Raw genomic sequence first — 21,423 nt, forward strand, 5'->3', positions numbered from 1 at the left:
TGTCCACCGATCGGTGTCCTGCCGGCTGATTCGCGCGGGCCTGCCGCGGACGACGCTGGACGCCATGAGCACACCGGCCCCGTCGCGCCTGGCCTTCGTCGACAACTTCCGTCTCTGGCTGACCGTCCTCGTGGTGCTGCACCACGCGGCAGTCATCTACAGCCCGCTCCCGGCGTGGCCGTTCCACGAACCCGGTCGTGGCCCGACGTCCGACCTCCTCCTGCTGTTCCTCGTCCTGAACCAGCTGTGGTTCATGAGCGCGTTCTTCGCGGTCTCGGGCCTGTTCGCACCGGGATCGCTGGACCGCAAGGGCGCCAGGGCGTTCGCCGCGGACCGGCTGCGCCGGCTCGGGATCCCGCTGCTGGCGTTCCTGGTCGTGCTGAACCCCCTGATGAACCTGCACACCTTCCCGGCGGCCGGCGCCGAGACGTCGCCGTTGCGCTGGCTGGTCACCACCGCGGCCCCGCGGTACATGTGGTTCGTCGAGACCCTCCTGGTCATGTCGCTGGTCTACGCCGGGTGGCGGTACCTGCGTCGTGGCCGGCCGGCGGCGCCCGTCGTCGGGCGCGGCGTGCCGGGACCGGCGACGGTTCTCACCTTCGTGACGGGTCTGACGGCGGCGGTGTGGCTGTGGCGCACCGTGGTGCCGTCGGAGACGTACTGGCCGGTGGTGGGCCTGCCCACACCCGACCACCTGCCCCTGTACGTGGCCTTCTTCTGGCTCGGCACGCTGGCGCTGCGCCGGGGCTGGCTGGACGCGCTCACCGTGCGGGCCGGCTGGACGGGGGCGGGCGCTGCCCTCGCCGGTGCGGTGGTCTACCTGGCTGTGGTGGTCGCCTTCCCGGACACGTTCGCCGGCCGTGGGTCGTGGCAGTCGCTGGTGGCCGCCGGCGCGACCGTCACGGCAGCGCTCGGGCTCACCACCGCCGTCCTCGTCCTGTTTCGCACCGGGTTCGCCACGCAGGGGCCGCGGCTCCGCTTCCTGGCCGACAACGCCTACGCGGTGTACTTCGTCCACGGACCGGTGCTGGTCCTGCTCGGCCGGGTGCTGGCCCCGGTCGAGGCGCCCGCCGTCGCGAAGTTCGCCCTGCTGGCCGCCGTCGCCCTCCCGGTGTGCTGGGCCGTCGCGCGAGGGACACGCGCCATCCCGGGTGCCCGGAGGATCCTCTGAGCCCGTCGCCTGTCTCCTCGCCGGGCACGTCGCCTGTCACGATGGACCACGACGAGAAGGAGCTGGTTCCCGGTGGACGACATCACCACGTCCCGACGGTGGTCCGTGCGCCAGTGGCGCGCCGACCTGGGCGGGCCGGACATCTGGCTGCGGTTCGAGGCGTTCCTGGTGGCCGTGCCCTGGGCTCTCCTGGCCGTGCCCGTGCTGCTCAGCCTCATGATGCCGGAACCCGGGGCCTACAGCCCGGCCGACCGGACGCGTCAGCTCGTGCTGGTCGTGCTCGCCGCGGGGTGGATCTTCGCGGGGCACACCCGGCACGATCCGCTGGTCCGTAGCCGCGCGGTGACCGCCGTCTACCTGGCTGGTCTGCTGGTCGTCGCCGCGGTGCTCGCCGTCCGTGACGACTACTTCGTCATCCTCGTGATCGCGGGGTTCTTCCACGCCTACCACCTGGTGCGCCACGGCCGCTCATGGGCGGCGGTCACCGCGGGGGTGCTCGCCACGTCCCTGGTCATCAACCTCGTGACGACCAGCCAGGTGCCCACGCTGCGCTCCGTCGGGATGCTCGCCCTGATCGTCGCCGTGCAGACCCTCGCGATCTCGGGAGGTTACGTCCTCTCGGTCAGGGGCATGGAGCAGCAGCAGGAGCAGCAGCGCGCGGTCACCCGCCTGGAGGCGGCCCTCGCCGAGAACAAGGAGCTGCACACCCGGCTCGTGGAACAGGCACGCGAGGCGGGCGTCGCGGGCGAGCGACGTCGCCTGGCCGGCGAGATCCACGACACGCTGGCGCAGGGACTGACCGGGATCGTCACCCAGGTGCAGGCCGCGCAGCGGGTGTGGCACGACCCGGACCGGTCGCGTCCGCACGTCGACCGGGCGCTCGACCTCGCACGGGACTCGCTGGCCGAGGCGCGTCGCTCCGTGCGGTCGATGCACCCGGGTGAGCTGGTGGGATCCCGGCTCCCCGAAGCGCTGTCCGACCTCACCCGCCGCTGGGCGGCGGACCACGGCGTGACCTGCACGTGCCAGGTCACGGGTGATGCCGTCCCGCTACCGCCCGCGGCCGAGGTCGCGCTGTTCCGCGCGGCGCAGGAGTCGCTCACCAACGTCGCGCGGCACGCGTCCGCGCGCCGGGTGGGCGTGACGCTCAGCTACCTGGACGACACGGTCCTGCTGGACGTCCGGGACGACGGCTCGGGCTTCTCGCCGGACGCCACCGCACCGGCCTTCGGGCTGATCACCATGCGGGACCGGCTCGAGGGCGTCGGCGGGCGCCTCGTCGTCGAGAGCTCGCCCGGCGAGGGGACGGCGATCAGCGCGAGCGTCCAGCCCGGCAGTGCCGTCCCGGTGGGCGCCGCGGGCTCCGCCGGTGCTGCGTGCTTGGTCGGACCGGGGCCGGCATGAGCGCGGGCGACTCCTCCGCCGTCGAGCACCCGATCCGGCTCCTGATCGCCGACGACCACCCGGTGGTGCGCAACGGGTTGCGCGGCGCGTTCGCCGACGAACCCGGCATCGCGGTGGTCGGCGAGGTGCCCGACGGGCGGCAGGCGGTCGACCGGGCGGCGCGTGGCGGAGTCGACGTGGTGCTCATGGACCTCCGGATGCCCGTGCTGGACGGGGTCGAGGCGACGGCGGAGCTGCGCGAGCGCGCGCCGGGGGTGCGGATCCTGGTCCTGACCACGTTCGACGGCGAGGCGGACGTGCTGGCCGCCGTCGCGGCGGGTGCCACGGGCTACCTCCTCAAGGACGTCGGTACGGACGAGCTCGCCGCCGCCGTCCGCGCGGCGCACCGCGGCGAGGCGGTCCTCGCCCCGACGGCGGCGGAACATCTCATGGGCCAGGTACGCCGTCCGGCACCCGCGGTCCTGACCGCACGCGAGCTCGAGGTGCTCGCCCTGGTGGCCGGTGGGGCGTCCAACCGTGAGGCCGCCCGTCGCCTGTTCATCAGCGAGGCCAGCATCAAGACGCACCTCCTGCACGCCTACGGCAAGCTCGGGGTGCGCGACCGTGCGGCAGCCGTCGGCGAGGCGTACCGGCGTGGGCTCCTCCCGGCGACACCCGCCTGAACGGCGGTGTGATCCGGACCACCAGCCGCTACGCTGGCTTCATGAGCGGAGCCACGCATGACTACGCCGTGACGGTGCGGTGGACGGGCGCTGGGGACACGGGGACTTCGTCCTACACCTCGTACTCGCGCGACCACGAGATCGACCTGCCGCACAAGCCGCCCCTGCCCGGGTCGGCCGACCCGGCCTTCCGGGGTGACCCGGCCAGGAACAGCCCCGAAGAGCTGTTCGTCGCGAGCCTGAGCCAGTGCCACATGCTGTGGTTCCTGCACCTCGCCGCGGAGTCGGGCCTGGTCGTGCGCGAGTACAAGGACTCGGCGACGGGCACCATGCGGGTCGAGGCGCGTGGCGAGGGCGCGTTCACCGACGTGACGCTGCACCCGAAGATCGTGGTGGACCCGGGCGAGCTCGCGACGGACGAGCACGTGGCAGCGCTGCACCACAAGGCGCACGCCATGTGCTTCATCTCGCGGTCCGTGAACTTCCCGGTGCACTGCACGCCGGCGCCGCTGGCTGTCCTGGCCTGACACGTCCCGCCCCTGGTGTCAGTGGCACCGCATAGGTTGAGGGCATGGCGGATCCAGCTACCTATCGACCCAAGGCGGGAGAGATCCCGACGTCGCCCGGTGTCTACCGGTTCCGCGACGAGCACGGTCGGGTCATCTACGTGGGCAAGGCGAAGAACCTTCGGCAGCGTCTGGCGAACTACTTCCAGGACGTCGCCAACCTGCACGAGCGCACCCGGCGGATGGTGGCGACGGCGGCGTCGGTCGAGTGGACGGTGGTCGGCACCGAGGTCGAGGCGCTCGCCCTCGAGTTCACCTGGATCCAGCAGTACGACCCACGGTTCAACGTGAAGTACCGGGACGACAAGTCGTACCCGTACCTCGCCGTGACCCTGGGCGAGGAGGTGCCGCGCGCCCAGGTCATGCGCGGCGCGAAGCGCAAGGGCACCCGCTACTTCGGCCCGTACGGGCACGCCTGGGCCATCCGGGAGACCCTCGACCTGCTGTTGCGGGTCTTCCCGATCCGGACGTGCTCGGCCGGCGTCTACAAGCGCGCGGGGCAGTCGGGCCGGCCGTGCCTGCTCGGGTACATCGACAAGTGCTCGGCGCCGTGCGTGGGCCGCATCAGCGTCGACGACCACCGGGCGCTCGTCCTGGACTTCTGCGACTTCATGGCGGGTGACACCGCGAAGTTCGAGCGCCGGCTGACCAAGCGCATGCAGGAGGCCGCCGCCGAGATGGAGTACGAGCAGGCGGCCCGGCTGCGCGACGACATCGAGGCCCTGCGGCGGGCCACGGAGAAGAACGCGGTGGTCCTCGGCGACGCCACGGACGCAGACGTCTTCGCCCTCGTGGGCGACGAGCTCGAGGCCGCCGTCCAGGTGTTCCACGTCCGCGGGGGGCGCATCCGCGGCCAGCGCGGCTGGGTGGTCGAGAAGGTCGAGGACATCACCGACGGCGAGCTCGTGGAGCACCTGCTGCAGCAGGTGTACGGAGCTGCCGAGGAGGTGGACGGACCGGAGGCCAGGGACGCGGTGCCGCGCGAGGTCCTCGTGCCGGTGCTGCCGCCGGACCTGGAGCAGGTCGGCGCCTGGCTCACGGGCCTGCGTGGCGCGCGGGTGGACGTGCGCGTGCCGCAGCGCGGCGACAAGAAGGAGCTCGCGGCCACCGTCCGCAAGAACGCCGAGCACGCGCTCATGGTGCACCGCACGCGCCGCGCGGGCGACCTCACCACGCGCAGCCAGGCCCTGGCGGAGATCCAGGAGGCGCTCGACCTCGAGTCGGCGCCGCTGCGGATCGAGTGCTACGACATCTCGCACACGCAGGGCACCTACCAGTCGGCGTCGATGGTGGTCTTCGAGGACGGCCTCCCGCGCAAGAGCGAGTACCGCTCGTTCAGCATCCGGGGGTCGGACGGCGACGGCGCCCGCGACGACACGGAGGCCATGCACGAGGTCATCACGCGCCGCTTCAAGCGCTACCTGGCCGACCGGCTCAAGTCCAACGACGTCGAGATGGCCGCCGAGCTGTCCGGTGGCGAGGTCGACGCCGACGCGCCGGAGGAGAAGGCGCGGTTCGCCTATCCGCCGAGCCTCGTCGTGGTCGACGGCGGGCCGCCCCAGGTCGCCGCCGCGAAGAAGGCGATGGACGAGCTCGGCATCACCGACGTCGCGCTCTGCGGCCTGGCCAAGCGCCTGGAAGAGGTATGGGTGCCGGGCGACGACTACCCGGTGATCCTGCAGCGCTCCAGCGAGGGCCTGTACCTGCTGCAGCGGGTCCGCGACGAGGCGCACCGGTTCGCGATCACGCAGCACCGTAGGCGGCGCAGCAAGGGCATGACCGCTTCCGTGCTCGACGACGTCCCAGGGCTCGGGCCGGCGCGCAAGAAGATGCTGCTGACGCACTTCGGCTCGGTCAAGCGGCTCAAGGCCGCCAGCGTCGAGGAGATCGCCAGCGTGCGTGGCATGGGGGACAAGACGGCGGAGGCGGTGGTGGCGGCTCTCAAGGGCTGACGCTGGCATGCTTGGCTCCATGAGCAACACCGAGCCGTCACCCACCACCGCTCCCGACGGGATCGCCGAGGTCGAGGCCGCCACGCACAGCCCCGAGCGCAGCGAACCACAGGTCCTGGTGATCACCGGAATGTCGGGCGCCGGCCGGTCCCGGGCCGCTGCCGTGCTCGAGGACCTCGACTGGTACGTCGTCGACAACCTGCCGCCCATGATGCTCATCCCGCTGGTCGACCTCATGGCCAAGGGCTCCAGCATCGAGCGCGTCGCGGTCGTCGTGGACGTGCGCGGCCGACAGTTCTTCTCGGAGCTGGACAAGGTGCTCGTGCACATGACGGAGGCCGGGGTGGCCTACCGGATCCTGTTCCTGGACGCGAGCGACGAGGTGCTCGTGCGCCGGTTCGAGCAGGTTCGGCGGCCGCACCCGCTGCAGGGCGAGGGCCGCATCCTCGACGGCATAGCGGAGGAGCGGTCCGTCGTCGCGACCCTGGCCGCACGGGCCGACCTGCGGATCGACACGTCGGACCTGTCGGTGCACGACCTCGCCCGGGAGATCCGCGGGTGGCTCGCGCACGACATCAACGAGGTGCTGCGGGTGAACGTCATCTCCTTCGGGTTCAAGTACGGCATCCCCCTGGACGCGGACCACGTGGTGGACGTACGGTTCCTGGCCAACCCGTACTGGATCACCGAGCTCCGGCACCTCACGGGTCGGGACCAGCCGGTGCGCGACTACGTGCTCGCCCGTCCGGGCGCCGTCGAGTTCATCGACCGCTACGTCGACGCGCTGGCTCCGGTGCTCGCCGGCTACCTCAACGAGGAGAAGCGCTACGTGACCATCGCCGTGGGATGCACGGGAGGCAAGCACCGCTCCGTCGCCATCTCCGAAGCCATCGCCGAACGGCTCCGTGCCCGAGGCCAGCTCGTCACCGTCTCGGCACGTGATCTGGGCCGCGAATGATCCCGCACGCGCCGGGGGTGCCGGACGTCCCAGCACCGGAGTGGAGCAAGAACCCGTCGGTCGTCGCCCTGGGCGGCGGCCACGGCCTGTCCGCCAGCCTGTCCGCGCTGCGGCTCATGTCCGACCGCCTCACGGCGGTCGTGACGGTGGCCGACGACGGCGGCTCCTCCGGGCGTCTGCGCGACGAGCTCGACGTGCTGCCCCCCGGCGACCTGCGGATGGCGCTCGCGGCGCTGTGCGACGACTCCGAGTGGGGCCGCACCTGGAGCGCGATGCTGCAGCACCGCTTCTCGTCGAAGGGGGAGCTCGACAACCACGCCATGGGCAACCTGCTCATCGTGGCGCTGTGGGAGCTGCTCGGCGACGAGGTGGAGGGCCTGGACTGGGTGGGCCGCCTCCTCGGTGCCCGTGGCCGGGTGCTGCCGATGGCGTCCGTGCCGCTCGTGGTCGAGGCGGACGTTCGGCACGCCGCCGCGCCGGGGGAGCCGGAGCCCTCGCTGGAGACCGTGGTCGGGCAGAGCCGCGTCGCCGTCACCGAGGGCCGGATCGAGCAGCTGAGGCTGCTCCCGGCGGACCCGCCGGCCTCGCCCGAGGCGGTACAGGCCGTGCTCGACGCCGACTGGGTCGTCCTCGGGCCCGGGTCCTGGTACTCGTCGGTGCTGGTGCACCTGCTGGTGCCCGCCCTCGCCGAGGCCCTGCACACCACGAAGGCGCGACGGTGCGTCACCCTGAACCTCTCGGCGGAGAACGGTGAGACGGAGGGCCTCACCGCCGTCGACCATCTGGAGGCCCTGCACAAGCACGCGCCCGGCCTGCGGATCGACGCGGTGCTCGCCGACCCGTCGGCGGTGGAGGACGTCACTGCCCTGGAGGCCGCCGCCGCGTCGATGGGCGCCCGCGTGATCATGCGACAGGTCCGGCGCGGCGACGACACGGCCAAGCACGACGGGCTGCGCCTGGCCGCTGCCTACCGCGACGTGTTCGAGGGCGTCTACGGCGACGTCTGAGGCGACACGCCGGGACAATTCGCCCGAGTATCCGCGATTCCACCGGCTTACCTTGCGCGTGACCATGGCAGTATGACGCCATGGCGCTCACGGGACAGGTCAAGGAGGAGCTCGCGCGGGTGCGGGTGGCGAAGACATCCTGCCGTAAGGCAGAGGTCTCCGCGACGCTGCGGTTCTCCGGCGGTCTCCACATCATCTCCGGTCGGGTGGTGATCGAGGCGGAGCTCGACACCGAGCTCGCCGCGACCCGGCTGCGACATGCCATCCACGACCTGTACGGCCACACGAGCGAGCTCATCGTGGTCCAGGCGGGCGGCCTGCGGAAGAGCTCGCGGTTCGTGGTGCGCGTCGTGCGCGAGGGGGAGTCGCTCGCCCGCCAGACGGGGCTCCTCGACGCCCGCGGCCGCCCCGTGCGCGGGCTGGCGCCGGAGGTCGTGTCGGCAGGCGTGCAGGAGGCGGAGGCCGTGTGGCGCGGCGCGTTCCTGGCGCACGGCTCGCTGACGGAGCCCGGCCGGTCCATGGCCCTCGAGGTGACCAGTCCCGGGCCGGAGGCGGCGCTCGCGCTCGTCGGGGCCGCACGCCGGCTGGGCGTGGCGGCCAAGTCCCGCGAGGTGCGCGGCATCGACCGCGTGGTGATCCGCGACGGCGACTCCATCGGGCGCATGCTCGAGCGCATCGGCGCACCGGAGACGCTCAAGGTCTGGGAGGAGCGCCGGGAGCGTCGCGAGGTGCGTGGCACGGCCAACCGCCTGGCCAACTTCGACGACGCGAACCTGCGCCGCTCCGCCCGAGCCGCCGTGGCCGCGGGCGCGCGGGTCCAGCGGGCCTTCGAGATCCTCGGTGACGAGCTGCCCGACCACCTGCGCCAGGCCGGTGAGCTGCGGCTCGCGCACAAGCAGGCGTCGCTCGAGGAGCTGGGCCGGCTGGCCGAGCCGCAGCTGTCCAAGGACGCCGTCGCGGGCCGCATCCGCCGCCTGCTGTCGACGGCGGACAAGCGGGCTCTCGAGCTGGGCATCCCCGACACCGAGGCCGGCCTGCCCGCGGACCTGCTCGACCTCTGAGTCGTGACCGTGAGCCTTGACCGCCCGATCCGTCTTGTGAGAACGGACAGAACCCTGAGTTCCACGCTGTCTGGGCTCGGGTCACGGTTCGGCCGGGTTCGGGTATAGGCTCGAAATCGTCAGGTGACGACGCCGTGACCATCGCGTTTCCCGTTCGGGTCGTCGCGAGGTCGCGGCGCCCGGACCAACCTGCAACGCACGCGCCGTCGGCCATCGACGGCAGTGGCGACAGATACAAGGAAACGTGTGCGCCGGGACGGCCGGCGCCCCCTGAGGAGGGCATTGTGACCATCCGCGTCGGCATCAACGGCTTCGGCCGTATCGGCAGGAACTTCTACCGGGCTCTCGTCGAGTCAGGTGCAGACATCGAGGTCGTGGGCGTCAACGACCTGACCGACAACAAGACGCTCGCGCACCTGCTCAAGTACGACACGGTGCTGGGCCGCTTCGGCAAGTCCGTCGACTTCGACGACGAGAACATCATCGTGGACGGCAAGAAGATCCGTGCGCTCGCCGAGCGCGACCCCGCGAACCTCCCCTGGAGCGAGCTGGGCGCGGACATCGTCATCGAGTCCACGGGCTTCTTCACCGACGCCACCAAGGCGAAGGCGCACATCGACGCCGGCGCCAAGAAGGTCATCATCTCGGCCCCGGCCAAGAACGAGGACGCCACGTTCGTCATGGGCGTCAACAACGAGCTGTACGACCCCGCGGCGCACCACATCATCTCGAACGCGTCGTGCACCACGAACTGCCTGGCTCCGCTGGCCAAGGCGCTGAACGACTCGATCGGCATCGAGCGTGGCCTCATGACCACGATCCACGCCTACACGGGTGACCAGAACCTCCAGGACGGCCCGCACAAGGACCTGCGCCGCGCCCGTGCGGCCGCGCAGAACATCGTCCCCACGACGACCGGTGCCGCCAAGGCCGTCGCCCTGGTGCTCCCGGAGCTCAAGGGCAAGCTGGACGGCTACGCCCTGCGCGTGCCGGTCATCACCGGCTCGGCCACGGACCTCACGTTCGAGGCGTCGCGCGAGGTGACCATCGAAGAGGTCAACGCCGCGGTCAAGGCCGCCGCCGAGGGCCCGCTCAAGGGCGTCCTGGAGTACGTCGAGGACGACATCGTCTCCTCGGACATCGTGACCAACCCGCACCAGAGCATCTACGACGCGAAGCTCACCAAGGTGATCGGCAACCAGGTCAAGGTCGTCTCCTGGTACGACAACGAGTGGGGCTACTCGAACAGCCTCGTCAACCTCACCGTGTTCGTCGGCGAGAAGCTCTGACGGCTTCTCTCCCAGCGTGAACCCTGACGTCCGCGTGCGCATCGGCCAGCCGGCGCGCGCGGACGTCGTCATGTGACGGAACCCCGGCTGCTGGACTCTCTTTGGAGCGCTCATGAAGACCATCGACTCCCTCGGCGACCTGCGCGGCAAGCGCGTCCTGGTCCGCTCAGACTTCAACGTCCCGCTCGACGGGACCACCATCACCGACGACGGCCGCATCCGCGCGGCCCTGCCGACGCTGAAGCGGCTGACCGACGCCGGCGCGCGCGTCGTCGTGATGGCCCACCTCGGCCGCCCCAAGGGCACGCCGGACCCCCAGTACTCCCTCGCGCCCGTCGCCGCCCGCCTGGGCGAGCTGCTGGAGCAGGACGTGACGCTCGCCGAGGACCTCGTCGGTCCGTCGGCGAAGGTGACGGTGGACGCCCTGGCTGACGGCCAGGTCGCCCTCCTCGAGAACGTCCGCTTCGACCCCCGCGAGACCTCGAAGGTCGACGCGGAGCGCGCCGAGCTCGCCGGCGAGCTGGCGCAGCTCGCGGACGCGTTCGTGTCGGACGGCTTCGGTGTCGTGCACCGCAAGCAGGCGTCGGTGTACGACGTCGCGCAGGTGCTGCCCGCCGCCGCCGGCGGCCTGGTGCGATCCGAGGTCGAGTCGCTGTCCAAGGCGACCGGTGACCCCGAGCGCCCCTACGCCGTCGTGCTCGGCGGTTCGAAGGTGTCCGACAAGCTGGGCGTCATCGCGAACCTGCTGACCAAGGCGGACCGCCTGCTCATCGGCGGCGGCATGGTCTTCACGTTCCTGGCGGCCAAGGGACAGTCGGTGGGCAACAGCCTGCTGGAGGAGGACCAGATCGAGGCCGTCAAGGGCTACCTCGACTCCGCGGAGAAGAACGGCGTCGAGATCGTGCTGCCCGTGGACGTCGTCGCGGCCGACTCGTTCGCCGCCGACGCGCCCCACCAGGTAGTCGCCGCGGACTCGATCCCGGACGGCACCATGGGCCTCGACATCGGTCCGGAGTCCGGCAAGCTGTTCGCCGAGAAGCTGGCCGACGCGAAGACCATCGCGTGGAACGGCCCCATGGGCGTCTTCGAGTTCGAGGCGTTCGCCGCGGGCACCAAGGCCGTGGCACAGGGCATCGTCGACGCGACGGCCGACGGCGCGTTCTCCATCGTGGGCGGTGGCGACTCGGCCGCGGCGGTACGCGCGCTCGGCTTCGACGAGGCAGGGTTCAGCCACATCTCGACCGGTGGCGGCGCGAGCCTGGAACTGCTGGAGGGCAAGGAGCTCCCCGGGCTCACCGTCCTCGCCGACTGACGCACCCCGCTGACCTGACGTACCTCTCAACGAAGGAAGAAAACACGTGGCTACCACCCGCACGCCGCTGATGGCGGGCAACTGGAAGATGAACCTGGACCACCAGCAGGCGATCAGCACGGTCCAGAAGCTGTCCTGGTCCCTGAAGGACGCCAAGCACGACTACAACGCGGTCGAGGTGGCGGTGCTGCCGCCGTTCACCGACCTGCGATCGGTGCAGACGCTCGTGGACGGCGACAAGCTGGAGCTCGTCTACGGCGCCCAGGACATCTCCAAGCACGAGTCGGGCGCGTACACCGGTGAGATCTCCGGCGCGATGCTCGCGAAGCTGGGCTGCACCTACGTCGCGATCGGGCACTCCGAGCGTCGCGAGCACCACGGCGAGTCGGACGAGCTGATCAACGCCAAGGTGCGCGCTGCCTTCGCGCACGGCCTCACGCCGATCCTGTGCGTCGGCGAGGGCCTGGAGGTGCGCAAGGCGGGCAACCAGGTCTCGCACACGCTGGCGCAGGTCGAGGCCGCGCTGGCCGACGTGCCGGCCGAGCAGATCGCCACGATCGTCATCGCCTACGAGCCCGTCTGGGCCATCGGCACCGGCGAGGTGGCCACCCCGGAGGACGCACAGGAGGTCTGTGGCGCGATCCGCCGGGTGCTCGGCGAGCTGTGCGACCAGAGCGTCGCCGACGGCGTGCGCGTCCTGTACGGCGGCTCCGTGAAGTCGGGCAACGTCGCGCAGATCATGGCGCAGCCCGACGTCGACGGCGCGCTCGTGGGCGGGGCCAGCCTCGACCCCGAGGAGTTCGCCAAGATCGCCCGCTACCAGTCCCACGTCACCGCCTGATTGAGTTGTGGGCGTGATCGTTGCGCCTGAAACGGCACGTCATAGCAACGATCACGCGCACAACCCATGCTGTGTCCGAGACACTCCTGCAACCTCGCTGAGGTACTCTCGCTCGGGCGTGACGTTCCGGTGTGACCCCTGCTCAGGGCTCTAGGGCCTCCTGAACAGGGGGTTCGCACTGTGAGGTGCGTCTCGCTTACTCTTGACCGATCCGCCGCCGGGTGACGCCCGGCACACCTACAACCGAGGACGTGAACCCGTGGACGCGCTCCGCATCATCCTGGAAGTACTGCTGGTCCTCACCAGTGGCTTCCTCACCATGCTCATCCTGCTCCACAAGGGCAAGGGTGGCGGACTGTCCGACATGTTCGGTGGCGGAATCTCGATGGGCGCCGGTTCCTCCGGTGTTGCCGAGCGGAACCTCAATCGCATCACTATCTCCTTCGCCCTCGTGTGGGCTGTGGTGATCGTCCTGCTCGGGCTCATCCAGAAGGTCAGCTGACCCGGTCGCCAAGCGCCTAGCAGCTGACGGCCACACACAGAGGGGACGACAGACGTGGCATCAGGCGGTCATGCGATTCGGGGGAGCCGGGTAGGCGCCGGCCCTCTCGGGGAGACAGAGCGCGGCGATACTGCCCCGCGCATCCGAGTTTCTTACTGGTGTGCCAACGGGCACGAGACAGCACCGACCTTCTCGGTCGGCGAGGACGTGGAAGCCCCCACGCAGTGGGACTGCCCGCGTTGTGGCTTCCCCGCGGGGATGGATCCGGTCAATCCGCCGGCTCCGGTGCGGAACGAGCCGTACAAGACGCACCTCGCCTACGTGAAGGAACGCCGGTCCGACGAGGACGGCGCAGCCCTCCTGGAGGAGGCGCTGGAGGCACTGCGGACCCGCCGCGGCGGTCGAGTGGTGCGCTAAGAGTTTTCCCGCCGAGGTAGTCATCTGGCGAAGTAGTCATGCAGCGAGGTAGTCACCCAGCGCGAACCGGGTGACTACCTCGCTGCATGACTACTTCGCCAAGCGACTACCTCGGCGGGGTGGTGGCGGCCGCCTGGGCGTCCAGGAGCCACAGTGTGCGGGCCTGGCCGACGGCGCCCGCTGCCGGGACCTCCGTCACCGAGCCGTCGGCCAGTGCGGCGGCCACCTGTTCCGCCTTCTCGGCGCCCGCCGCGACGACCCACACCTCGCGGGCGGACCGGATCGCGTCGAACGTGAGCGAGACGCGCTCGGGCGGCGGCTTGGGCGAACCGTGCACGCCCGTCGTCGTCCCCCGCGCGGCAAGGCCGTCGTGGCCGGGGAACAGGGATGCGACGTGCCCGTCGGGACCCATACCGAGCAGCAGGACGTCGAACGCCGGGACCGGGACGGCCTCCTCGCTCTGCTCGCCCGTCTGCTCACCCGAGTACTCACCCGAGTACTCACCCGAGTACTCACGGAGGAGATCGGCGTAGGCCGCCGCGCCCTCCTCGGGCGTCGCCACCGACGTCGGCCCCGGCATGGGGTGGACGTTGGCCGCGGGGAGCCCGTGCTCGGCGACCAGGCCGTCGAGCAGCGCCTCCCGCGCCTGGGTCTCGTTGCGGTCCGGGTCGCCGTCCGGCAGGAACCGCTCGTCGCCCCACCAGAGGTGGACGCCCGACCAGTCGACGGCCGGCACGAGCGGGCTCGCGGCCACCGCCGCGAGCGTCGCGATGCCCACCGAACCACCGGTGAGCACGACGTGCACGGGGGAGCGGACCGACTGCACGTCGAGCACGCGCGTGAGCAGCCGCGCGGCCGCGGCCTGCGCGAGCACCTCCTTGTCAGGGTGCACGACGACGAGCCGCACCCCCGGCGTCTGCCTGGACGCCGCCCCGGACGTCGACCCGGACATCAGGCCGCCGTCCGCGTGGTGACCTGCTTGAGCCCGCGCATGAGCGTCTCCTCGAAGACCTCGTCCGGGTCGAGCCGGCGCAGCTCCTCGATCAGGGCCTCGTTGAGCGCCCGGATCGGCAGGGCGATCCGCCGGGCGGGCTTGCCCGGCTGCGTGATCGTGACGGTGCGCCCGTCGGGCCGGTCGAGCACGATCGGCCCGCTCTTGCGCTCCAGGGTCACCCGGGTGATCGCATCGTCGCTGTCGGTGCGCACGACCTCGGCCGGGCAGTTCAGCCGGGCACTGAGCCAGCCGGCGAGCAGGTCGAGCGACGTGTGCCGCTTCTGTCCCTCGACGGTCACGGAGACCACCGGCTCGAACGGAGGCTGCTCCACCGCCGCCGCGATGAGCGCCCGCCACAGGGTGACGCGTGCCCATGCGAGGTCGGTGTCACCGGGCGCGTACGACCCGCTGAGGGTCTCGAGCATCTCCACCGGGTTCTTGGCGGTGGTGCTGTCGATGATCCGGCGGGTCGCCATGGCGCCCACCGGGTCCTGCGACGGCACCGCGGGCGACTCCCGGGGCCACCAGGCCACGATCGGCGCGTCGGGCAGCAGGAGCGGCATCACCAGGGTGTCGGTCCGCTCCAGGAGCGGACCGAAGGCGCGCAGCACCACCACCTCGGAGGCGCCGGCGTCACCGCCCACCCGGATCTGGGCGTCGAGCCGGGCGTCGGAACCGCGCTTCGCCGGGGCGACGACGATGACCCGGCACGGGTGCTCACGGCTCGCGTCGTTCGCGGCCTCCACCGCCTCCTCGACGTCCTGCTCGTCGGCCAGCACCACGAGGGTGAGCACGCGGCCCAGGGCCACGGCTCCGCCCTCGTCACGCAGGCGGACCAGACGCTTGTTGACCTGGTTGGTCGTGGTGTCCGGCATGTCGATGATCATGCGGCAGTCCTCACCTCTCCGGGGGGCGTGTCGGCTGGCGGTGTCATCATGGTCGCCTCCAGCTCCGGCCGTCGCGCTCCATCATGGCGTCGGCCGACGGCGGCCCCCAGGTTCCCGACGCGTACGGCTCGGGCTTGCCCTTGCGCGCCCAGTACGACGTGATCGGGTCGAGGATCTTCCACGAGAGCTCGACCTCCTCGCGCGTCGGGAACAGCGGCGGGTCGCCGAGCAGCACGTCGAGGATGAGCCGCTCGTACGCCTCGGGGGAGGACTCGGTGAACGAGTGCCCGTAACCGAAGTCCATCGTCACGTCGCGCACCTGCATCGCGGTGCCCGGCACCTTGGCGCCGAACCGCATGGTGACGCCCTCGTCGGGCTGCACGCGGATGACCAGGGCGTTGTTGCCGAGCTCGGACGTCAGGGACGACTCGAACGGCAGGTGCGGTGCCTTCTTGAACACCACCGCCACCTCGGTGACCCGCCGGCCCAGGCGCTTGCCGTGGCGCAGGTAGAACGGGACGCCCGCCCAGCGGCGGTTGTCGACGTCGACCCGGACCGCGGCGAAGGTCTCCGTGGTGGAGTCCTTCGCGATGCCGTCCTCGTCGAGGAAGCCCGGCACCTGGTCGCCACCCTGCCAGCCGGCCTCGTACTGGCCGCGGGCGGTGTGCTTGCCGAGGTCAGAGGGCAGGCGGACGGAGGAGAGCACCTTGATCTTCTCGGCACGCAGCTCGGCGGCGTCGAAGTTGACGGGCTCCTCCATGGCCACCAGCGCCAGGAGCTGGATCAGGTGGTTCTGGATGACGTCGCGTGCGGCGCCGATCCCGTCGTAGTACCCGGCGCGGCCCCCGATGCCGATGTCCTCGGCCATGGTGATCTGCACGTGGTCCACGTAGTTCGAGTTCCAGATGGGCTCGAACATCGTGTTCGCGAAGCGCAGCGCCAGCATGTTCTGGACGGTTTCCTTGCCCAGGTAGTGGTCGATGCGGAACACCGAGTCCTGGTCGAAGACCTTCGACACCACCGCGTCGAGCTCCTTGGCGCTCGCCAGGTCGTGCCCGAACGGCTTCTCGATGACCACGCGCCGCCAGGCGTCGACGCCGTCGCCGTCCTCGTCGTTGTCGGGGCGCGAGAGCCCGTGCTTCGAGAGCTGCTCGCACACGACGGGGAACGCGGACGGCGGGACCGACAGGTAGAACGCGTGGTTGCCGCCGGTACCGCGCTCCTTGTCCAGGGTCTCGACGGTCTGCCGAAGACGGTCGAACGCGTCGTCGTCGTCGAACGAGCCCTGCACGAACCGGATGCCCTCGGCGAGCTGACGCCACGTCGCCTCGCGGAAGGGGGTGCGCGCGTACTCCTTGACGGCGTCGTGCACCACCTGTGCGAAGTCCTGGTCCTCCCACTCGCGCCGGGCGAAGCCCGTCAGGGCAAAGCCCGGCGGCAGGAGGCCACGGTTGGCGAGGTCGTAGACGGCAGGCATGAGCTTCTTGCGCGACAGGTCGCCCGTCACGCCGAAGATGACCAGGCCGCTCGGCCCCGCGATGCGCGGCAGCCGCAGGTCGAGGGGGTCGCGCAGGGGATTGACCCCCTGCGCGATCTTCGCGGGCCTCACCGGTTCCCGGTCCCCGCGCCGGCGGTGTCGAGACCGGTCTTGGTGGTGGCCAGCAGCTCGTCCCAGCTGACCTCGAACTTGGTCACGCCCTCGTCCTCCAGCTGTGCGGTGACCTCGTCCATGGAGATGCCCTGCGCCTCGATGGCGGCGATGACCGCCGATGCCTGCTCGGCCGAACCGGTGACGGTGTCGGCAAGCACGATGCCGTGGTCGGCGAACGCGTCGAGCGTCTTCTCCGGCATGGTGTTGACCACGCCGGCCACCACGAGCTCGTCCACGTACATCGTGTCGCGGTAGCTCGGGTCCTTCACACCGGTCGACGCCCACAGCGGACGCTGCGGCTGGGCGCCGAGGGCCTGGAGGTCCGCCCACCGCCCTGTGCTGTCGGTGGCGAAGACCTCCTCGTACGCCGCGTAGGCGAGCCGGGCGTTCGCGATGGCGGCCTGGCCGCGCAGCTGGAGCGCCTCGTCGGTACCGATGGCCGTGAGGCGCTTGTCGACCTCCGCGTCCACGCGGGACACGAAGAACGATGCGACAGAGCCGATGACGGACAGGTCGTGGCCCGCCGCCCTGGCCTGCTCGAGGCCGGCGAGGAAGGCGTCCATCACCGCCCGGTACCGCTCGATCGAGAAGATCAGCGTCACGTTCACGCTGATGCCCTGGGCGAGCGTCGTCGTGATCGCCGGCAGACCCTCGACGGTGGCCGGGATCTTGATCATCACGTTCGGCCGGTCGACGGTCTCCCACAGCCGGACGGCGGTGACCTCGGTCGCCGCCGTGTCGCGGGCGAGCCGCGGGTCCACCTCGATGGACACGCGGCCGTCGACGCCGGACGTGGCGTCGTACACCGGACGCAGCAGGTCGGCGGCGTCACGGACGTCGTCGGTGGTGATGCGCTCCACGGCGGCCTCGACGTCGCCATCGTTCGGCGGCCCGGCCAGCTCGGCCAGGAGGTCGTCGTACGCGTCGCCCTGCGCGAGGGCGGCGGCGAAGATCGTCGGGTTGGTCGTGACCCCGACGACGTTCTTGGTGCTGACGAGCTCGGCGAGGTTGCCGGTACGCAGGCGCTCACGGGACAGGTCGTCCAGCCAGATGGCGACACCCGCCTCGGACAGCCGCTGGGTGGGACTGACGTTCTCGCTGACGCTGTCGTTCGTGCTGTCGGTCATCGTGCCCTTCCTCTCGTGTCCGTGTGCGATCCGGAGCGGCTCAGGAGGCCGCCTCGATCGACTCCTTGGCGGCCTCGGCGACAGCCTCGGCCGTGATGCCGTACTCGGCGTAGAGCGTCTTGTAGTCGGCCGACGCGCCGTAGTGCTCGAGCGAGACCATGCGGCCGGCGTCGCCGACGATCTCGCGCCAGCCCTGTGCCACGCCCGCCTCGACCGAGACGCGTGCCTTCACACCGGACGGGATGACCGACTCGCGGTAGGACTCGTCCTGCTTGTTGAACCACTCGAGCGAGGGCATCGAGACCACGCGGGCCCGGACGCCGTCGGCCGCGAGGATCTCGCGTGCCTCGACGGCGAGCTGGACCTCGGAGCCGGTGCCCACGAGGACGACGTCGGGCGTGCCGTCCGTGTCCAGGAGGGTGTAGGCACCCTTGAGCGTGCCCTCGGCGGCGGCGAAGCCGTCGGTGCCGCGCGGGTAGGTGGGCACGTTCTGCCGGGTCAGCACGAGGCCGGCCGGGTTGTCACGGTTCTCGAGGATGCCGCGCCACGCCCAGGCGGTCTCGTTCGCGTCCGCCGGGCGGACGACGTCGAGGTTCGGGATGGCCCGCAGCGCCGCGAGGTGCTCGACCGGCTGGTGGGTCGGGCCGTCCTCGCCGAGGCCGATCGAGTCGTGCGTCCAGACGAACGTGGTGGGGATGCCCATCAGCGCCGCCAGGCGCACCGACGCACGCATGTAGTCGGCGAACTGCAGGAAGGTGCCGCCGTAGGGGCGGGTCAGGCCGTGCAGGACGATGCCGTTGAGGATCGAGCCCATGCCGTGCTCGCGGATGCCGAAGTGCAGCGTGCGGCCGTACTCGTTGCCCGGGAACTTCTTGGTGGCGTGCTCGGCGGGCACGAACGACGGCACGTTGTCCATCGTCGTGTTGTTGGAGCCGGCCAGGTCGGCGGAGCCGCCCCACAGCTCGGGCAGCACGTCCGCCAGGGCGTTCAGCACCTTGCCCGACGCCGCGCGGGTGGCGACACCCTTCTCGCTCGCCTCGAACTCCGGCAGCGAGCCGGTCCAGCCCTCGGGCAGCTCGTGGGCGCGCAGGCGCTCCAGGAGCGCGGCCTGCTGCGGGTTGGCGTCCTTCCATGCGGCGAAGGCCGACTCCCACGCCTTCCGCTCGTCGGCCTGGCGCTCCGCGACGGAGCGCGTGTAGGACAGCACCTCGTCGTCGATGGCGAACGTCGCCTCGGGGTCGAGACCGAGCGCGGACTTGAGGCCCTTGACCTCGTCGGTGCCCATGGCCGAGCCGTGGATGCCGCCCGTGTTCTGCTTCGTGGGCGCGGGCCAGCCGATGATCGTGCGCAGCGCGATGATCGAGGGCTTGCCGGTCTCCGCCTTGGCGGCGTCGATCGCCGCGGCCAGCGTGTCGGTGTCCTCCGCGTAGCCCTCGCCGCCCGAGGTCCAGTCCACGCGCTGGGTGTGCCAGCCGTAGGCCTCGTAGCGCTTCAGGACGTCCTCGGTGAAGGCGATGTTGGTGTCGTCCTCGATCGAGATCTTGTTGTCGTCCCAGATCAGGATCAGGTTGCCGAGCTGCTGGTGGCCTGCGAGCGACGAGGCCTCCGAGGTCACGCCCTCCTGCAGGTCGCCGTCGGACGCGATGACGTACACGTGGTGGTCGAAGGGCGACTCACCCGGGGCGGCGGCGGGGTCGAGCAGACCGCGCTCGCGGCGGGAGGCCATCGCCATGCCCACGGCGGACGCGAGGCCCTGGCCCAGCGGGCCGGTGGTGATCTCGACGCCCGTGGTGTGGCGGTACTCGGGGTGACCGGGGGTCTTGGAGCCCCAGGTGCGCAGAGCGGCGATGTCGTCCATCTCGAGGCCGTAGCCGGCGAGGAAGAGCTGGAGGTAGATCGTCAGCGACGAGTGGCCGGCGCTCAGCACGAACCGGTCGCGGCCCAGCCACTCGGGGTCGGACGGGTCATGGCGCATGGCCTTCTGGAAGAGGAGGTACGCGGCCGGCGCGAGCGAGATCGCGGTTCCGGGATGTCCGTTACCCACCTTCTCGACGGCGTCCGCAGCCAGTGCCTTGATGGCCTTGACCGCTCGCTCGTCGAGCTCCGACCACTCCAGGGGCTTCAGCACGGGGTCGAAAGCGTTCACGAGTCCTCTTTCTCTCCGCCGTCGACCCTCGCCCCTGCCCGGAGAGCAGACGGGCCGGAGAGCCGTGCAGCGTGCGTGCGGCGGCGGCGGAATGCCGGACCGCCCTTCGTTCGATAACAAAATCAACCCTATACGCGCACCCCAGGCCCCGCGCAGGCCTGTCCACAGAGTTGACAGCGCCGCAGTCAGGACAAATCTCACACGGCTCCGGGGGAATGCCGTGCGCGGCCACGTCAGGCCCCGACGTACGATGGACGAGCACCCGGACGGCAACTGCGCCCACCAGGTGCGCTATCGAACCCAGGACCCTCCCGAACGGAACTGCGACGCGCGTGAGAACGAGCCACACGACGACCGGACAGACCGCGCGTCCCCAGACGTCCGGCACCGAGGAGCCCGCCGCCGACGTCGGGCCGCGTCCTGGGGGATGGTTCCTGCGTCGGGCGGGTGCGTACGTCGCGCTGACCAAGCCGCGCGTCATCGAGCTGCTGCTGGTGACGACCGTGCCCACCATGATCCTGGCGGCCGACGGTCTGCCGAGCTTCTGGCTGATCCTCACGACGCTCGTCGGCGGCGCTGGCGCCGCGGGGAGCGCCAACGCGTTCAACATGTGGTGGGACCGGGACATCGACCAGGTCATGAACCGGACCAAGAAGCGTCCGATGGCGACGGGGGAGATCACGCCGCGCGCGGGCCTGGTGTTCGCCTCCATCCTCGGCCTGCTGTCGCTGACCTGGTTCGCCGTGATGATCAACTGGGCCGCCATGTGGCTCACGCTGGGCGCGATCGCGATCTACGTCGTCGGCTACACGATGATCCTGAAGCGTCGCACCCCGCAGAACATCGTCTGGGGCGGCATCGCGGGCTGCATGCCCGTGTTCATCGGCTGGGCCTCGGTGACGGGCGGGCTGAGCTGGGCGGCGCTGGCGCTGTTCGGCATCATCTTCTTCTGGACGCCGCCGCACTACTGGCCGCTCTCGATCAAGTTCAAGAAGGACTACGCCAACGCGAACGTCCCGATGCTGCCGGTCGTCAGCGATGACAAGCGCGTGGCCGCCGAGATGGTGGGCTACACGCTCGCGATGATCGCCTGCTCGCTCCTGCTGACGCCGCTCGCGGGCATGTCGTGGGTCTACACGGTGGTGGCCGCGGTGCTCGGCGGGTGGTTCCTCTGGTCGACGATCGCCATGCTGCGCCGGGCGCAGGGCAAGGCGAGCGGCAAGCTGGGCGCCATGAAGGTGTTCCACGGGTCGATCACGTACCTGTCGCTGCTCTTCGTGGCCGTCGCGGTGGACGTCTTCCTCCCCTTCTGACGCTGGTATCGGCGCGGTCATGATTCGGCCGGTGCAGAGGGGCCGCCATAGGCTGAGCGGGTGACCGAGACCCCAGCCGACCGAACCACCGACCATGCCGAGAACCCGGCCGCGCAGTCCGGGAGCTACTCCGCGGGCCTGCCGACGTCGACCGCCGTCGAAC

At 70.9% G+C, this 21,423-nt stretch carries 19 protein-coding genes; 14 read left to right on the top strand and 5 right to left on the bottom strand.

All coding sequences use genetic code 11. The features are described from left to right. The first annotated feature begins 64 nt into the window (after nucleotides 1-64). The 13 genes from LUM46_RS17105 (at nucleotide 65) to LUM46_RS17165 (ending at nucleotide 13,142) form a co-directional block, all read left to right on the top strand. Nucleotides 65-1,171, top strand: coding sequence for an acyltransferase family protein (locus LUM46_RS17105; protein WP_274995424.1), 1,107 nt, complete (start codon nucleotides 65-67; stop codon nucleotides 1,169-1,171). A 72-nt stretch (nucleotides 1,172-1,243) separates the two neighbouring features. Continuing rightward, nucleotides 1,244-2,575, top strand: a complete 1,332-nt coding sequence (locus LUM46_RS17110) for a sensor histidine kinase (RefSeq protein WP_274995425.1) — start codon at nucleotides 1,244-1,246, stop codon at nucleotides 2,573-2,575. Further along, a complete protein-coding gene (locus LUM46_RS17115; protein ID WP_274995426.1) occupies nucleotides 2,572-3,237 on the top strand; it encodes a response regulator in 666 nt (221 codons plus the stop codon). Before LUM46_RS17110 ends, LUM46_RS17115 begins: the two co-directional genes overlap by 4 nt. Before the next feature lie 41 nt (nucleotides 3,238-3,278). Continuing rightward, nucleotides 3,279-3,764, top strand: a complete 486-nt coding sequence (locus tag LUM46_RS17120; RefSeq protein ID WP_274995428.1) for an OsmC family protein — start codon at nucleotides 3,279-3,281, stop codon at nucleotides 3,762-3,764. Nucleotides 3,765-3,808: 44 nt separating this feature from the next. Further along, nucleotides 3,809-5,755, top strand: coding sequence for an excinuclease ABC subunit UvrC (uvrC, locus tag LUM46_RS17125; protein WP_274995429.1), 1,947 nt, complete (start codon nucleotides 3,809-3,811; stop codon nucleotides 5,753-5,755). A 19-nt stretch (nucleotides 5,756-5,774) separates the two neighbouring features. Continuing rightward, nucleotides 5,775-6,713: an RNase adapter RapZ gene (gene rapZ / locus LUM46_RS17130; protein WP_274995431.1), complete on the top strand. Its 939-nt coding sequence runs from the start codon at nucleotides 5,775-5,777 to the stop codon at nucleotides 6,711-6,713. Then, complete coding sequence (locus tag LUM46_RS17135; RefSeq protein WP_274995432.1) at nucleotides 6,710-7,720, top strand: gluconeogenesis factor YvcK family protein; 1,011 nt, start codon at nucleotides 6,710-6,712, stop codon at nucleotides 7,718-7,720. The genes rapZ and LUM46_RS17135 overlap by 4 nt, the downstream gene beginning before the upstream one ends. A gap of 80 nt (nucleotides 7,721-7,800) precedes the next feature. Beyond that, complete coding sequence (gene whiA / locus LUM46_RS17140; protein WP_274995433.1) at nucleotides 7,801-8,781, top strand: DNA-binding protein WhiA; 981 nt, start codon at nucleotides 7,801-7,803, stop codon at nucleotides 8,779-8,781. 284 nt (nucleotides 8,782-9,065) lie between these two features. Continuing rightward, the gene (gap, locus tag LUM46_RS17145; RefSeq protein WP_274995435.1) at nucleotides 9,066-10,070 is read left to right on the top strand and encodes a type I glyceraldehyde-3-phosphate dehydrogenase; all 1,005 of its coding nucleotides are present in this window, start codon (nucleotides 9,066-9,068) and stop codon (nucleotides 10,068-10,070) included. A 112-nt stretch (nucleotides 10,071-10,182) separates the two neighbouring features. Then, entirely contained in the window at nucleotides 10,183-11,382 is a 1,200-nt protein-coding gene (locus LUM46_RS17150) for a phosphoglycerate kinase (protein WP_274995436.1), read from the top strand. 70 nt (nucleotides 11,383-11,452) lie between these two features. Beyond that, the gene (gene tpiA, locus LUM46_RS17155; RefSeq protein ID WP_274995479.1) at nucleotides 11,453-12,223 is read left to right on the top strand and encodes a triose-phosphate isomerase; all 771 of its coding nucleotides are present in this window, start codon (nucleotides 11,453-11,455) and stop codon (nucleotides 12,221-12,223) included. Nucleotides 12,224-12,482: 259 nt separating this feature from the next. Next, complete coding sequence (gene secG / locus LUM46_RS17160) at nucleotides 12,483-12,725, top strand: preprotein translocase subunit SecG (protein WP_274995437.1); 243 nt, start codon at nucleotides 12,483-12,485, stop codon at nucleotides 12,723-12,725. Between the two features lie 54 nt (nucleotides 12,726-12,779). Then, nucleotides 12,780-13,142, top strand: coding sequence for an RNA polymerase-binding protein RbpA (locus LUM46_RS17165; protein ID WP_274995438.1), 363 nt, complete (start codon nucleotides 12,780-12,782; stop codon nucleotides 13,140-13,142). Between the two features lie 106 nt (nucleotides 13,143-13,248). On the opposite strand, the gene pgl is transcribed toward LUM46_RS17165, so the two are convergent. The 5 genes from pgl to tkt are packed head-to-tail and all read right to left on the bottom strand — an operon-like array spanning nucleotide 13,249 to nucleotide 19,947. Beyond that, entirely contained in the window at nucleotides 13,249-14,094 is an 846-nt protein-coding gene (gene pgl / locus LUM46_RS17170) for a 6-phosphogluconolactonase (RefSeq protein ID WP_274995439.1), read from the bottom strand. Further along, nucleotides 14,094-15,023 (bottom strand): glucose-6-phosphate dehydrogenase assembly protein OpcA, encoded by a 930-nt coding sequence (gene opcA / locus LUM46_RS17175; RefSeq protein ID WP_274995440.1) that lies wholly within the window; start codon nucleotides 15,021-15,023, stop codon nucleotides 14,094-14,096. Before opcA ends, pgl begins: the two co-directional genes overlap by 1 nt. A gap of 46 nt (nucleotides 15,024-15,069) precedes the next feature. Beyond that, entirely contained in the window at nucleotides 15,070-16,632 is a 1,563-nt protein-coding gene (gene zwf, locus LUM46_RS17180) for a glucose-6-phosphate dehydrogenase (protein ID WP_274995441.1), read from the bottom strand. Then, nucleotides 16,629-17,801, bottom strand: a complete 1,173-nt coding sequence (tal, locus tag LUM46_RS17185) for a transaldolase (RefSeq protein ID WP_274995442.1) — start codon at nucleotides 17,799-17,801, stop codon at nucleotides 16,629-16,631. The genes zwf and tal overlap by 4 nt, the downstream gene beginning before the upstream one ends. Nucleotides 17,802-17,841: 40 nt before the next feature. Then, on the bottom strand, nucleotides 17,842-19,947 hold the full coding sequence (tkt, locus tag LUM46_RS17190) for a transketolase (protein ID WP_274995443.1): 2,106 nt from the start codon (nucleotides 19,945-19,947) through the stop codon (nucleotides 17,842-17,844). Nucleotides 19,948-20,279: 332 nt separating this feature from the next. On the opposite strand from tkt, the gene LUM46_RS17195 reads away from it, so the two are divergent. Continuing rightward, nucleotides 20,280-21,260: a heme o synthase gene (locus LUM46_RS17195; protein WP_274995444.1), complete on the top strand. Its 981-nt coding sequence runs from the start codon at nucleotides 20,280-20,282 to the stop codon at nucleotides 21,258-21,260. Nucleotides 21,261-21,423 lie beyond the last annotated feature (163 nt).

This window comes from Promicromonospora iranensis (assembly GCF_028994805.1).
GTDB classification, from domain to species: Bacteria; Actinomycetota; Actinomycetes; order Actinomycetales; family Cellulomonadaceae; genus Promicromonospora; species Promicromonospora iranensis.

Excerpts from the sequence above, each read along its gene's own strand:
- pgl (WP_274995439.1), bottom strand. The coding sequence starts at position 14,094 with ATGTCCGGGTCGACGTCCGGGGCGGCGTCCAGGCAGACGCCGGGGGTG.
- rapZ (WP_274995431.1), top strand. The coding sequence starts at position 5,775 with ATGAGCAACACCGAGCCGTCACCCACCACCGCTCCCGACGGGATCGCC.
- LUM46_RS17120 (WP_274995428.1), top strand. The coding sequence starts at position 3,279 with ATGAGCGGAGCCACGCATGACTACGCCGTGACGGTGCGGTGGACGGGC.
- whiA (WP_274995433.1), top strand. The coding sequence starts at position 7,801 with ATGGCGCTCACGGGACAGGTCAAGGAGGAGCTCGCGCGGGTGCGGGTG.
- tal (WP_274995442.1), bottom strand. The coding sequence starts at position 17,801 with ATGACCGACAGCACGAACGACAGCGTCAGCGAGAACGTCAGTCCCACC.
- LUM46_RS17150 (WP_274995436.1), top strand. The coding sequence starts at position 10,183 with ATGAAGACCATCGACTCCCTCGGCGACCTGCGCGGCAAGCGCGTCCTG.
- opcA (WP_274995440.1), bottom strand. The coding sequence starts at position 15,023 with ATGATCATCGACATGCCGGACACCACGACCAACCAGGTCAACAAGCGT.
- LUM46_RS17135 (WP_274995432.1), top strand. The coding sequence starts at position 6,710 with ATGATCCCGCACGCGCCGGGGGTGCCGGACGTCCCAGCACCGGAGTGG.
- uvrC (WP_274995429.1), top strand. The coding sequence starts at position 3,809 with ATGGCGGATCCAGCTACCTATCGACCCAAGGCGGGAGAGATCCCGACG.
- tpiA (WP_274995479.1), top strand. The coding sequence starts at position 11,453 with ATGGCGGGCAACTGGAAGATGAACCTGGACCACCAGCAGGCGATCAGC.
- LUM46_RS17105 (WP_274995424.1), top strand. The coding sequence starts at position 65 with ATGAGCACACCGGCCCCGTCGCGCCTGGCCTTCGTCGACAACTTCCGT.
- LUM46_RS17115 (WP_274995426.1), top strand. The coding sequence starts at position 2,572 with ATGAGCGCGGGCGACTCCTCCGCCGTCGAGCACCCGATCCGGCTCCTG.